Raw genomic sequence first — 14,192 nt, 5'->3', positions numbered from 1 at the left:
AGAGAGTTAGACTTGAAGCTAAAGTGTCGGCAATATAGGCTAAGGTTGTATGAAAAGGTTGTAAGCGTGGATCTAAACAATCTTTTATTCCCTGCTCTATCAGCTGCTTTCTTTCTTCTTCTTTAATCATAAACCAAGGTAGCTTAAGGTAAGATACAAGCTTAGCTAGTTTGTTTTTTTCTTCGGGGGTGTATAAAGAAGATTCAGCGTAAAGGTGAGCGATGGTTTCTCCTAGTAGGTCTTTTTCCCTCCCCAAGTAGGCTGTCAGACGCTGGGTTAAAAGCCTTTCCTCTCGCGTACTTTTATTTATGGATAATATCGAGGAGGAAAAAGAAGATAATGGAGGAGCGCTCCTACTCTCTTCTGTAATGGGAGAATCAGAAACGAAGCTGTTAGTGCTTTTTGCTTCTATTTCTGGCTTTTGATAAAAGATGCAAGGCGAAGGGCCTAAGAGGGGAGTAATTTGCATATAAATTCTTTAAATTTCTTTGATTGTTTATAGCTGCTAGTGAGCATAAAGTAGCGGAATGTAAAGGGGGAGAAGAAAGTCGCATAATTTTTATTTCTTGAAAGATAAGTTTTAAACCCCAAACGATTTTATTGAAAAACCAATTTAAGCTTTTAAATGAGCCTCCTCTATTTCGTCAAGAATAAATTTATTTTTCTAAAGGTTATAGCAAAGTTTATTCTTTACTTTGGTAACATAAATCCTCAGATGCTTAAAAAAAGAAAATTTCTAATTTTTTTGATCAATCGTTGTGCTGGCTTTAAAGGTGCTAGGCAGCGGGAGGATGGCTTAGAGTTAGGGTTTTTTACGAATAGGGATGCATAGGTTTAGTAGGCAGAAATATAAATAAATGTTTAGAGGAATATTAATATTCTAATGAATTAGGTGAAGTGAGTCTACAACCTATTAAGTAGCTCACTTCTAGAAAGCAAAGGAATTATTCTTGTGGTTTCATCCAGGGGAAAAATAATACATCCCTTATAGAATGAGAATGGGTCATCAGCATGACGAGCCGATCTATGCCAATGCCTACACCCCCTGTAGGAGGCATTCCTTGGCAAATAGCTTCAATGAATTCTTCATCTAAAGGAGAAGCTTCTTCATCACCAGCTTCACGACGCTGGGATTGCTGTTCAAGTAAGCTTCTTTGTAACTCTGGATCATTAAGTTCGCTGTAAGCATTGCAAATTTCTTGCCCCAGCACAAAACTTTCAAAACGCTCGACCATACCATTTGCCCGCTCTGTAGCCTCACGATGTAATTTACATAAGGGGGTGGTTTCAATAGGGTGGTCGATGATGTGATGGGGCTGGATCAGATGAGGTTCAACATGTACAGCAAATAGTGCGGCGATAAGTAAACCTTTAGACATATTAGCAAGTTTTTTTGGATCTACATGTCCACTCTCAAGTAGCATGCTCCTCATTTCATTCTCTGAAAGCTTTTCAACATCTATCTGCGCATAATGAGAAAGGCTTTCTTTCATTTTCATTCTCGGCCATGGGGCTTTAAAATCAATCGTTATCTGTTCTTTTGAATCTGGCAGAGTCGCTAGGACTTTTGTAGTTCCATGTAATTCTATAGCTAATTTTTCAAATAGGTTTTCAACAAGACTCATCATATCTTTGTAGTCCCAATAAGTCGCATAAGCTTCTAGTAAAGTAAATTCAGGGTTGTGATTGCGATCAATCCCTTCATTGCGAAAAACTTTTCCTATTTCAAATACACGATCCATTCCCCCAATGATTAATTTCTTAAGAGGGATTTCTAAAGAGATGCGTAAAAACATCTCCTGCTCTAAGGCATTTAAAGTGGTGGTAAAGGGACGAGCTTCTGCCCCACCATATATACTCTGCAATATAGGAGTTTCGACCTCCATAAATTTATGATTTTCAAAATAGTTACGAATAAAACGTAAAATTTTGCTGCGTATGCGAAAGGTTTCTTGCACTTCCATGTTGCTGATCAAATCCAGCCAACGTTTGCGATAGCGAAGCTCTTTGTCGGCAAGCCCTGCATACTTATCAGCTAAGGGTAAAAGGGTTTTACATAGTAAAGTGGCTTTATGGACAAAGATAGTCAATTCACCTTTATTTGTATGGAAAAGAAATCCTTCGATGCCGAGGATATCACCTAAATCTATTTTTTTTTCAATAAGTTTATAGGCAGAAAGATGTTCAGCGCCATCCTCACTTTGTTCAGGATGATAGCCGGACAATTCAGTAAGGTCACGATTAAACATGACTTGCAGACGCCCAGTTTCGTCTTGAATATGAGCAAAGGCATTTTTCCCCATTGCACGAAAAAGTACCAATCTTCCTGCTATACGCACAGAAGGTGTCTTAGCTGCCATGGCATCGTCACTATGTCCAATATTTGCATGCTGATATTGTTCAATAACAGCTTGAGTGGAGTGAGTGGGATCATAATGATGGGGGTAGGGATCGATGCCAAGGCTTTTTAGCTCGGCAAGCTTGCGCGAACGATTTTTAAACTCTTCATGATGTTGATAAGCTGGAAGAGAAGGGGTGGTCATATTATCTTGAGTAGGATTCATATTTTTTCAACGTTAGTTTATATTTTTATTGCTTAGTTATAAAAAAAAGAAAGCTGGGCTTTTTATTTCATTGCTTTTTTTTAAAGAGAAACTCGTACATTTGGGACTGACAAGTAAGCAATATATCTCTTACCTAATTAAAGATAAAGAGGCGAGTAAGATAAGCTGATTTAAGCGGTTTTTGCAGGCTGCGAAGGTTAATTATTAAAGGCTTTCTTCTTCTCTTGCTACTTAAAGATTTCCCTTTAGCTTAACGATAACAAGGCTATTTTTTTGCTAATAGCTTGATTACCTATAATAATAGGTCAAACCCGCCTTAACTGAATAAAGAAAAGCCTGGATCAATCTTACTATTATTGCTTAAAGCTTTTCCTAATCTTTGCTTACTTAATCTTTATCCTCTGCGTTCTTGTAATGTAGTGTTATCGTGCTTGATACCGGCTAAAATTCATAATGGCAAGCCTTGCGAATTAAGCTTAATAGCTTTTAAATACCTATAGTACTTTTCCTATTAGATCATAACCGGCAGCTTCCGTGATCTCCACTAAATATAATTCTCCGAATGCTTTAACTTTACGGCTGTCATTGATAATTATTTGGCCATCAATTTCAGGACACTGACCATAGAAGCGACCAACCATTAACAGATTGGTTTCTGGATGATAGCCTTCTACGATGACCATCAATTTTTTTCCCACATACTTGCTATTAGCTTTTTTTAGTACTTTTTGTTGGATTTTCATTAATTTACGATAACGTTTCTCTTTTACCTCTTCCTCTATCTGGTTAGGTAGATTAAAAGAGTAAGATCCTGGCTCGCGGGAATATTTGAAAATCCCAATATTATCTAGAGGATAATCTTGGATAAACTGAGCCAGCTCTTCAAATTGGTCTGCCGTTTCCCCCGGAAAGCCTACAATTAAGCTTGTACGGATGACGATATGAGGAATTTCATGGCGCAGCTTGGTAATAGTCTTAATAACATCTTCTCTTGAAGTGGCGCGGTGCATAGATTTTAACACCTCGTTATTAATGTGCTGGATAGGCATGTCTAAATAAGGGCAGATGCGAGCATCACTCTTGATAAGGGCAATCAGTTCATCAGTGATTTCATCGGGGTAAAGGTAAAGTAAACGCAGCCAGAACTTTTTATCTATGGCTAGCATGGATTGTAATAAATCGATCAAGGCTGCTTGATTTCTCGACCCCATATCCTTGCCATAATCTCCAAGATCTTGAGCAATAAGAATAATTTCATGTACACCCTCGTTAAGCAAATAATTAAATTCTTTTAAAATCTGCTCTTTGCTTTTACTTTTAAGAGGTCCTTTGATAGTAGGGATGACACAATAAGCGCAACGCTTTCGGCAGCCTTCCGCAATTTTAAGATAAGCGTAGTGCTTAGGAGTGGATAATTGGCGAGGAATCTCCCCATTTTCCAAAAAACTGCGTCCATTGGAAACCAGCTTACCTTTTTGTGTAGACTGAACAGCTTGCAATATACCTTGTACGTCTCCTGATCCTAGAAGATAATCAATACCAGGGAATTGCTTTTCCATTTCCTCGTGATGAGTTTGTACCATGCAACCTGTGACCACCAGCTTGGCAGTTTTTTTGCGCTGTTGTAGAGCATGCTTAACTGTATCCATAGATTCTTTACGAGAAGCTTCCAAAAAACCGCAAGTATTGATGACCAAATAATCTGCTTGAGATAATTCCTGGGTAACTTCATAGCCTGCTTTCAACAAAATACCTAACATCACTTCACTATCCACCAAATTTCGAGGGCATCCAAGACTAATAAAATGAATTTTATTTCCATCGTAATCAAAATGAAAAGTTCCTTCTTGAAGAGCTAAATTATCAATTTTATCATTAGCTAAGAGGGTGTCGGAGGAAGAAGAGGTGGCACAGCATGCCGCTGTATCTGAGCAACATGATTTGAGGGCTAATGGTTTTTTGTCTTTGGGGATCATCGGTAGCATGAATAAAATTCTCCAGGAATAAATAAGGTTATAAAAACTATAAAGGTTAATTGAATATATTTAAATCAAAATTTGATAAATGTAAAATTTATCTTTAAAAAAGTAGAGGATTATGTGAGCTGATAATAAGCCGAACCCTTATTTATTTATCTCCTCAATTGAAACTAAAGATTGCCTTTTTAATTTATTCTCTATTATATTGCGACTAAGCACCTACTAGGATCGGATTGGTCTATCTGCCTTAATTATAAACGTTTAATTTGCAAACTTCTATCTACCTGACATAAAAAGAATGGGGCGTTTGATGGCAATACAAATAGATAAGCCACTTAAAATAGGCTATTTCGCTTTTTTTATCCTGGAGTAAAATTTTTATGAATATATTTACTATAGCAACGGTAGAAGATCATTACTCGATTAGCCACCTTCATTTCCCTCCTTTAAGCAGTAAAACACATCGGTTCAGTCAAAAGTTAATGAGTTTTTATCTAAAGTCTCGCAGCTTAAATCTTATTGCTTTAGGATCAATTACTTGTAGTGTGGCAACTAGCCTTTTAGCTTTAGCTGAAACTGTAGCTGCGTTGGCTTATACTGTTTTTCTCACCTCTTTAAATTTCCTATCATTTTGCCGCTCAGAACTGTTGCAAAATCATACCGTGCAGGCTTGGGGATTTTGTATCCAGAGTTTTCTAATGGTCCAAAGTCCTTGGTTACTCATCTCTCAACTTAATCATTTAAGCAAATATGATAGGATAAGGCATGAGCATTTTCATAAAATTAAGAGCGCACAGATAGCGCAGTCACTAAGAGTGGCTTTTGATTTTATAGGCGAAGATTTCAAAATGAGTGAAGATTTTTCACCTTCCGAAGCTTATGGTTTTGCAGTAGCTGTAGAAGCTATGCCAGACTTAATCAATGAGGCTAAAAAATATATGCCTATTCTCCGAGATGCTGATCAAAACGAATTTGATCCTCAAAAGCTTGCTGATATAGATCGTTTCGAATTTATAGAATTTTTGGAAGACAAGAAGGGTCTTATAAACTCTCTGCAGCATTTAAAACTGCTGGCTAACATACCGGAAGACAAGAATGAGCAAAAAGAGCTCTTAGAATTAATTACTTTACAGTTGTGCAAGCATCAGCAATATGCTTCCCTTTTATTAGCTAATCCTATCGCTAAACTAGGACAAATGCAAGGGCTAACGTCGCACCTTCCTACTCGACTAAAAGAAAGAGAGATTTTTTTTAAACTTAAAAGTTTTGAAAAAGCAAGCTATAGCCCTGCTTATCAAATGCAGCCCTTGGAAGATGCTAACGATGAAATTTATCAAATTTTTAATTTTAATGAGATCCCTTTACCCTCTACAGAGAAAAGCGAGACAGCTTACGAAAAAAACCTAGAAATATATATAAAATACTCTATTAAGTACGTGATGTCTTCTGAAAGATATATAAACATCTTCGGTGTTGAGCAGGAAGATAGCTATTCTAAAAAAGAAGCAGTCAAAGCTTGCATTCAAGATTTAGAGGCGGTTATTCAAATTAATTTACTAGCTATATTGCTAGAGTTGATAACTTTACAAAAGTGTAGATATAAATGTCCTAGCCCAGGACGCCAGCAAATAATTGAGCTGGCATTGATTGCCTATGAGTCTATTAAAGATAATAATAAGGCCAAAAATTTATTAATACGCATGATTTTGCAAGATAAGGAATTTGAGATCGAGAAAGATTCATTTATTGATAAGTACACGGGCATTAAATATGAAATCGATAGTACCACCAGGCAACAGGTACAAAAAGTTTTTCGCTACATTACAGTGCTTGCAGATCATCTCCAGTATCGAAAAGATTTAAATAAGGTTACTCTAAAAGCTTTAGAAGAAGTGGAAGGTTGTAGCAAAACTTAAGCCTAAGGGGAGTATTTTTTATCATTCCGAGGTCTAGCTCTTTTATTCTAAAGGACGCTACCACTAAAAAAACTTTTTTGAAGAGTACTACCAAGGTTTTAAAAAAATGTAGAGACAGGATTTACATCTACTCGCATTTTTACCGTTTGCAAAGAGTGATGGGTATGACGGAAACTTTCTAAAACGCGATTCAAAGCATACACATTAGCACAACAGATAAGAAATTGATACCGATACTGACCTTTAACTTTTGCGTATCCTGCAGGAATAATTTCATGCCATTTACAACTTTCATTTGAATGATCCATAAGCCACGAGCGTGTATAATGAGCATAATCCGAGGTCTTTTTTTGGTCCGGGCCAGAAAAGGTAATTTTGATTAGATTAGAAAAAGGAGGATAATTAAAAGCTTGCCTTACATTTAGTTCTTCTTCAAAAAAAATTTCATAATTGTTAGCTGCCGCTAAGCAAATCGTTGAATTATCAGGTAAGCTTGTTTGTAGAATCACTTCACCTGCTATTTGGCCACGTCCTGCTCGCCCAGAAACTTGTGTAATTAATTGAAAAACTGTCTCTGAAGCACGAAAATCGGGGAGATTAAGGGTAGAATCACAATTTAATATTCCAACAAGGGTAACCGACGGAAAGTGAAGACCCTTAGCGATCATTTGGGTGCCAATCAATACATCCGCTTTGCCACTGCTGAAAGTTTTTAAAAGCTTCTGATGGCTGCCTTTATGCTTCGTAGTATCTGCATCCATGCGTACTGTACGAATGCCAGGGAATAAAGCATGTATATTTTTTTCAATCAATTCAGTTCCTACCCCTTTATATTTCATGGGATGGTCATGATGACAATTAGGGCACTGCTTTGGGGGAGGAGTGAGTGTGTAGCCACATAGATGGCAAGCTAAAGCGTTGTCGCCTAAATGAAAAGTCATGGTGACATCACAATGTTCACATTTGACTGCTTGCCGACATTGCTGGCAGAGTAGAGTAGTATGGTAGCCACGGCGGTTAAGAAATAAGATGGTTTGCTCCCCTTGTTCAAAACGCTGCTTTATTCCTGCGATAAGCTTTTCTGAAAAATTCGTATATCCTTTAGCTTTTTCAAATTCTTTTGCCATGTCCACAATATGCATGCGAGGCATGTTTGCTGTAGCGGCCCGCATGGTAAGTTTGCTTAAAGTATATTTGCTAATCGAAGCATTATAATAGCTTTCTAAGCTTGGCGTTGCACTCCCAAGAATGACTGTGCTATTACTCATTTTTCCTCGCATGACCGCTACATCGCGGGCATTGTAGCAAGGCTGTTCCTCAGATTGCTTATAGGATTGCTCATGTTCTTCATCTACGATAATGAGCCCTAAATTAGGAACAGGACTAAAGATTGCTGAGCGAGCTCCAATCACAATAGGGGACTCTCCACGGCGAATTTTGTGCCATTCATCAAAGCGTTCTCCCTGGCTTAATTGATGATGAAGAATGGCAATTTTATGATCAAAACGGCTGCGAAAACGTTCGATAGTTTGAGCTGTTAAAGAGATTTCCGGAACTAACATAATTGTTCCTTTATTCTGCATTAAAGCTTGCTCTATAGCCTGTAAATAAATTTCAGTTTTACCACTTCCTGTGACCCCGAAAATAAGGTGGGTTTCAAATTGATTTTCGCTAAGGCTGTGCTTTACTTTTTCAAAAGCTTGAAGTTGTTCTGCATTAAGCTGTTTAGCCTTGGTCTTAAAATATTCTTCATCGATAAGGGGCGAACGATCAATACGCACAATATCCATTAGTAAATAATCTTTATTAATAAGCGTATCTACAGAGCTGCGAGAACATTTGGATATTTCTAGCAATTCACTGAGTAAAATCCCTTTTTTTACTTGAAGCATGATATCGATGACTTCAGCTTGCGCTGGAAATCTGTTACGTATTTTTTCGCAATAAATTTTTAATTCCTCACGCGTTTTTTTACGCAGGACATAAAATTGCTGTTTGTGCTGTATATCTTTGCGTACACTGGCGGGTAGCAAGATTTTGAAAACTTGGTGGAGAGGTGTGCAATAATATTTGGCTAGCCATAAAGCTAGTTCAAATAAGGGAGGAGTGATAAGCTCTCCGTCTGATAAAATTTTAGCGATGGGCTTTACGGAAGGAAAAGTAGCCTGGTTTTGTACCTTCAGGATATATCCTCGTTGAAATTGACGGCGCAAGGGTACTTCAACACGTACACCGGGTTTAGCGTGCAAAGTAAACTCAGGGGGAATGCTATATTCCAAAGGCTTGTCCAGGGCACTATCAAGGATAACAGAGGCATACAGCGACATTTTAACCTACCTGGAAAGTTGAGAAGAAATAAAATTCCAAAGCTCTACTTTGCGGTGTGGCTCTTGGAAATATATATCCAAAGGGGCAAGCTCAATTATAAAATTTTTTTGGCTGGAGTCTAAGCAATTCTTCTCTATAATTTCTATAGGTACACGATAGACTATCTGAATAGCTTTACGTAGGTTAGCTAAAAATAAAGCGTGGCGAGGATCGGAAGATGCACTTTCTAAAACTAATAATAAACAATCTCGCTGGTTATCATTTTTCCACATTTGTTTAACAATTTTCGCAGCTTCATCGTTTGGAATATCAGTTAGAATCATTTGCTCGGGAAAGCGCTCGGCAAAAATTTTATGAAAATCTGAAAAATCTGGAGAGGTGAGAGCAGGTGCTAAAAATTCCAAATTAATAGCTTTAGGTACAAATTCTGTGCTGTTTGGCGAGGAGGAAGAAGGAAGAGGTTGCTCGCTTGTCAAGTTGCTTTTACTATCAGCAGGTAACACTTCAAGTGTATCTTTTGGATGCTTTTCATGGGTAATTACCGTAGAAGAGAGAGGAGCTGCAACTACAGGTGAAGCTTCAACCTTAGACGCTTCCGGAAATTGAGGTGGCAATGCCTTTTTAATGGCTTGGGGTAAGCAAGAAGCTGCAAATAGACGATAATCCGCATAGCTAGATCGGTTAACTTCTAAGAATGCTTTTGAAGAAAATTCTTGGATAAGGTAGCTTTGCACTTGAGCGATTAGGGATAAATATTCACTTTTTAAAGATGACATTTTATTTTTTTTGTTGAAGTTCTTTCGCAGCTTCTAAAACTTGAGGCAGAAGATGGTAATAGCCTCGCTTACTGTACTGTTTAATTATATATTTTTCTGCTGTTTTCAATCCTTGTGGGAACATTTTAGCAAAAACTTTTTTCACCAATGGTGCTTTATAGACTTCATCCACAATTTGATGATTCTCTAATAGAAAAAACAGTATGGTTTCATCATCTTCAAATTGCAAGAATAATTTAGCAATTAAACGCCCTATCTTGTTGAGAAAATTTTGAATTTTTGGAATGTAGGGAGACGCTAGCTCAAATAAGGGAGAGGAGGGCGATAAAGGCCTATTTTCAACTGTTTTCCAAACTTGATAGCAGAGAGAATAAGCTTTTTGAGCATGTAAGTTTAATTTTTGCGCAGGCTGCTTTTTGTCCTCATCATTAAGGTTAAAAGATTGGCAGCTACTTTGCAATTGCTGGAGTAGGCCTTTATCCGCATATCCAAAAAAGGCGGGAAAAAGATTTTTATCTTGATAGCCTAGTAATCTAATGAGTGCCATGTTAGCGGCTTCATAATTGTTATTTTGGACCGCTATCTCAAAGCTTTTAAATGCTTGGCAAATGGCTAAGTATTCACTGACCATGAATTGAAATACAAGGCTATTGTTATTTTGAAGGTGATAAGGAGATCGCATACCTGACTTGCTCTTTAAAGATCTGAGCTTATCAAAAAACTCACAAAAGGCAATAAGAAAATGTGCAAAAATATATTGAAATGCTAGAATTGCAATTATTAATTTCTAACCCATCAGATCTTATGAAAAATAATTTTCTTTGTTTCGTTATTGTTTGCACAGCTTACATACTTTGTAAGCAAGGGTATAGTGAACAAGCTTTCGATCATCCACAGACTTTGGCTCACTTTTCTCCCACCCTGGAGGAAGACCACTCTGATACCCTGGAGAAAAATCAATCTGAAAATTTTGAAACTCCTATTCACTCTGCCCACCCTACTTCAAAAGTCGAATTCTCCCCAAAAATTGACGACAATGAAGGAGCTCGATTTTTTCATGAACTTATCAATATGTTAACCACTTTAGGATTAATTGTGGCAGTAGTTTTGATAGCTTCCTGGATTATTAAAAGACTGCTTAGAGGAAAAATTCATCAATTGAACGCTACCAGTTTAATTAAAGTCATCGAATATCGCTCGTTAACCCCAAAAACGGCAGTTTATCTTTTAGAAATAAAAGGAAAAGGAATTATTATAGCTGAATCTGTTAATGGAGTTACACACTTAGGTGCATTTGAAAATAATGAATCGGAGGAAAGTCTACCTTTATCGTTTAAAGAGAGGATAGAGAACAAAGATATTTTATGATGAGTAACACAAGCTTTAGCTTAAATTTTTTTCTTCGAAGAAAATCAAAGAACAAGAAATAAACGTTTACACTTTTTTATTTAAACAACTCTACTTTGCCTTCGTATTATTGAAAACTTATTTTCTTTTACACTAAAAATTAAGCTTACCTTTTACCTCATGGAGAGAGGTTTGAACAAAAGGCAGAGGTAAAATGCAAAAAAAATAAGGCTTTAGATTTCCAAAATATTAGCGAATAGGGTAGTATCATTGAATTTATCACTGCCTGAAGAAGAGGAGATATGCAAAACAAACAAATTTTTATTTATTCGATGTTTTATTTAATTTGTATTTGCTTCCTTTTTGCTTGTTATCGCTTGCCAAGAGAGGATGAATACTCTGTTGTTCCTTCTACTAACAATCCTGAGGTCATTCGAGAAAAGCAACCAAATAATTTTGCGCCAAATGTAGGTTTTTAAAAGTTTTAGAGAAAAAATATGATTCCCCTCACTATTGATAGTCTTTACGAATACTTAATCAATAAATCTGTAGATGTAAAACATCAGCCAGAGACTAAGCAGATATATACTCTTTTTAAAGTGCAAAATGAAGCTTTTCCTCTTTTTATTGGCTTATTAAATGATGAAGAACTTCTTCAATTATTTGCTCCCATTCCTATTGCTCTTGAGAGCCAAACGATCAGTGAAGTAGCACGCGTTTTACATTTATTCAATAAAGAAATCGATATTCCTGGTTTCGGTTTAGATGAACGGGCTAAAATTGTTTTTTACCGTACCATCTTGCCAGCTAGCGATAAAAAGGTTGCAGGGGAAATTCTTTGTAATTATATCCATACTATTCCTCTTTTGATAGAAACATTCTTCCCTATTATCGCCGCTGTGGTAGCAGGTAAAGCTCGCTTTATAGATGTAGTAAAACAAGGGGAAGCGGCTAAAATAAGAAAATAAAAAAATGTATAAAAGTAGTTAAAGATGGACATAAGTACTTGTGCTCGATCCAAACAAGCACTTAGCTTTATTTGCTCAAATCTTCTTTTATTTAAGTTGTGCTAAGTTCGGCCCTTTAAAAGGGAGTCAAATGTTCTATTCTCTTTCTCTTAAGGCATGTTAAGCTAATTACCATGATCAGCTGATATAGTATCTTTAAATTTTTCAGGATATAAAGTAGCTAAGAACAATGTTGAAAGACTTTAATGTAAAATAATAACGTTAAAAGGATGCTGCCTCACTATGCCAAGACGTGCTATTTTTTATGACACTGAAACGACGGGTATTAAAGCTGATAGGGATCGTATTATCGAGATTGCAGCTTTTGATCCAGTAAATAATACTTCTTTTGAGAAGTTGATCAATCCAGGATGTCCTATTCCTGCTGAAGCTACTGCTGTTCACAATATTACGGATGAGATGGTTGCCAAATGCGCCAGCTTTGCGCAGGTGGGACAAGAGTTTATAGACTTTTGTGAAGGCGATGTGGTTCTGATTGCCCATAATAATGATGCTTTTGATCTTCATTTTCTTCGTCAAGAGTTTGGGCGTCATCAAATTCAAATGCCCTCATGGTCATTTCTAGATTCTTTAAAATGGGCAAGACGTTATCGTCCCGATCTTCCTAAACATACTTTACAATTTTTAAGAGAGATCTATCAAATAGAAGCAAATAAGGCCCACCGAGCCCTTGATGATGTTATTGTCTTGCATCAAGTCTTCTCTTTAATGACCGATGATTTAGATATGGAAACAATCTTTAAATTGATTAATAAACCTCGCGAACTTCACCATATGCCTTTTGGTAAGCATCAAGGGGTCCCATTGAAAGATGTGCCTCGTGATTATATCAAATGGCTGGCTAGCTCAGGAGCTTTTGATAAAGCCGAAAATACAGAACTAAAAAATTGCTTTGAAAAGCTTGGCTACCTTTAACCATTCGTTTATGCATGAAGATTTGTATCATAGGATGTGGCTATGTAGGAAGATCGGCAGCTATAAAATGGAAGAATGAGGGGCATGAGATTACTGTAACAACGCGTTGCTTAAAAAAGGCGTCAGAATTAAGACAGTGGATAGATCATGTGTATATTTTGGGCGAGGATTGGCAAAAGTTGTTAGAAAAACAAGATGTTGTTATTTTGGCTGTAGCTCCTGACAGCCCGGCAGATTATAGGCCAACTTATCTAGGTACAGCTGAGAAGCTAGTCAAGGCTCTTGAGAATACGCATGTCTCCCAGGTGATCTATACAGGTAGCTCTTCGGTTTATGGTGAGCAAGGAGGGTTATGGGTAGATGAAGAGACTAAACCCCATCCTACTCAAACGAATAGCAAAATTTTGTTGTCTACCGAAGAAATACTATTTCAAGCTGCTACTTCCTACCGCCAAATATGTGTATTCCGCTTAGGAGAGATTTATGGACCAGGACGTTCAATCGTAGAGCGCGTTAAGCGTATGCTAAGCACTGGCTGCGCAGGCTCAGGGGATAATTTTACCAATCTCATCTATCTTGATGAGATTGTTTCTGCCATGGCTTATGCTCAGCAAAATAAGCTAGCAGGAATCTATAACCTTTGTGATGATTTTCATATTCTTCGTAAAGAGCTGTATAAGAAGATTAGTAAATTCTATGGCTGGCCCGATGTACAATGGAATCCTTCATTGCAAAGTTCTTTCCAAGGGAATAAAAAAGTTTCTAATGAAAAAATAAAGACTGCAGGCTGGCAAATCAACAAGGAAAATAGCGGTTTGCGCAGCATTCTTTTTTAAGAGTACGTTTTTGAGCCATTCTTTACACGATTTCATCCTTTGTTTTGTAAACCTTCCCTTAAAATACCGGAAGCAGCTTTTAGAGGATCGGCTATGTAGGCGTAGTTTTTTTTAAGAATAAAATTTAAGGCAAATGCTTAAAAAATTTGAAACATATGTTTGATCCTTAAAAAGACTTCTTGCTTAATTAGATTTTTGCTATATTCTTATCCTTTAAACTAAGGAGAAAGATATGGGGAAATATGAGGAACTTAAAGTGCTGTCTGCCGAACAATTTAAAAGGGTGACGGGAGTAAAGCGTGAAACATTTGAAAGAATGGTCGAGATTTTAGTAGAAGCACAAAACAGGAGATACAGAAGAGCAGGAAGAAAAGGTGGGCTAACTATCCAAAACAAGCTTTTGATGGCGTTAGAGTATTTAAGAGGGTATCGAACTTATTTTCATTTGGGTAGAAGTTATAGATTGAGCGAAAGTGGTTGTTATCGAGCATGTAGATGGGTGG

The 14,192-nt window shown here is 37.1% G+C and carries 13 protein-coding genes; 7 read left to right on the top strand and 6 right to left on the bottom strand.

Features of this window, described 5'->3' with window-relative positions; genetic code table 11:
- The 3 genes from DB41_RS04780 to rimO all read right to left on the bottom strand — a co-directional run.
- On the bottom strand, positions 1 to 469 hold a 469-nt coding region (locus DB41_RS04780; RefSeq protein ID WP_039384931.1), incomplete at its 3' end, for a hypothetical protein.
- A 475-nt stretch (positions 470 to 944) separates the two neighbouring features.
- On the bottom strand, positions 945 to 2,543 hold the full coding sequence (gene lysS / locus DB41_RS04770) for a lysine--tRNA ligase (protein WP_039384933.1): 1,599 nt from the start codon (positions 2,541 to 2,543) through the stop codon (positions 945 to 947).
- A gap of 515 nt (positions 2,544 to 3,058) precedes the next feature.
- On the bottom strand, positions 3,059 to 4,549 hold the full coding sequence (gene rimO / locus DB41_RS04765; RefSeq protein WP_238578427.1) for a 30S ribosomal protein S12 methylthiotransferase RimO: 1,491 nt from the start codon (positions 4,547 to 4,549) through the stop codon (positions 3,059 to 3,061).
- Positions 4,550 to 4,923: 374 nt separating this feature from the next.
- Between rimO and DB41_RS04760 the strand changes: the two genes are divergently transcribed.
- Entirely contained in the window at positions 4,924 to 6,459 is a 1,536-nt protein-coding gene (locus DB41_RS04760) for a hypothetical protein (protein ID WP_039384928.1), read from the top strand.
- A 98-nt stretch (positions 6,460 to 6,557) separates the two neighbouring features.
- Here DB41_RS04760 and priA read toward each other — a convergent pair whose 3' ends face one another.
- The 3 genes from priA to DB41_RS04745 are packed head-to-tail and all read right to left on the bottom strand — an operon-like array spanning position 6,558 to position 10,245.
- The gene (gene priA / locus DB41_RS04755; RefSeq protein ID WP_039384922.1) at positions 6,558 to 8,786 is read right to left on the bottom strand and encodes a primosomal protein N'; all 2,229 of its coding nucleotides are present in this window, start codon (positions 8,784 to 8,786) and stop codon (positions 6,558 to 6,560) included.
- Between the two features lie 6 nt (positions 8,787 to 8,792).
- A complete protein-coding gene (locus DB41_RS04750) occupies positions 8,793 to 9,563 on the bottom strand; it encodes a hypothetical protein (protein ID WP_039384921.1) in 771 nt (256 codons plus the stop codon).
- Position 9,564: 1 nt separating this feature from the next.
- The gene (locus DB41_RS04745) at positions 9,565 to 10,245 is read right to left on the bottom strand and encodes a hypothetical protein (protein ID WP_039384920.1); all 681 of its coding nucleotides are present in this window, start codon (positions 10,243 to 10,245) and stop codon (positions 9,565 to 9,567) included.
- 62 nt (positions 10,246 to 10,307) lie between these two features.
- Between DB41_RS04745 and DB41_RS04740 the strand changes: the two genes are divergently transcribed.
- From DB41_RS04740 to DB41_RS04720, 6 genes are all read left to right on the top strand, one after another.
- Positions 10,308 to 10,931, top strand: coding sequence for a flagellar biosynthetic protein FliO (locus tag DB41_RS04740; RefSeq protein WP_039384919.1), 624 nt, complete (start codon positions 10,308 to 10,310; stop codon positions 10,929 to 10,931).
- A 281-nt stretch (positions 10,932 to 11,212) separates the two neighbouring features.
- Positions 11,213 to 11,389, top strand: coding sequence for a hypothetical protein (locus DB41_RS11650; protein WP_155117451.1), 177 nt, complete (start codon positions 11,213 to 11,215; stop codon positions 11,387 to 11,389).
- An 18-nt stretch (positions 11,390 to 11,407) separates the two neighbouring features.
- Positions 11,408 to 11,878: a YbjN domain-containing protein gene (locus DB41_RS04735; RefSeq protein WP_052243914.1), complete on the top strand. Its 471-nt coding sequence runs from the start codon at positions 11,408 to 11,410 to the stop codon at positions 11,876 to 11,878.
- A 282-nt stretch (positions 11,879 to 12,160) separates the two neighbouring features.
- Complete coding sequence (locus DB41_RS04730; RefSeq protein ID WP_039384918.1) at positions 12,161 to 12,853, top strand: DUF3820 family protein; 693 nt, start codon at positions 12,161 to 12,163, stop codon at positions 12,851 to 12,853.
- Positions 12,854 to 12,867: 14 nt separating this feature from the next.
- Positions 12,868 to 13,689 carry an SDR family oxidoreductase gene (locus tag DB41_RS04725; protein WP_039384915.1) on the top strand — a complete coding sequence of 274 codons (822 nt, stop codon included), beginning with the start codon at positions 12,868 to 12,870 and terminating at the stop codon, positions 13,687 to 13,689.
- Between the two features lie 232 nt (positions 13,690 to 13,921).
- The coding region (locus tag DB41_RS04720; RefSeq protein ID WP_039384914.1) for a transposase family protein at positions 13,922 to 14,192 on the top strand (271 nt) is incomplete at its 3' end.

This window comes from Neochlamydia sp. TUME1 (genome assembly GCF_000813645.1).
Taxonomy (GTDB): domain Bacteria; phylum Chlamydiota; class Chlamydiia; order Chlamydiales; family Parachlamydiaceae; genus Neochlamydia.
Note: the sequence above shows the minus strand (reverse complement) of the source record. Positions and strands in the feature narration are given on the sequence as shown.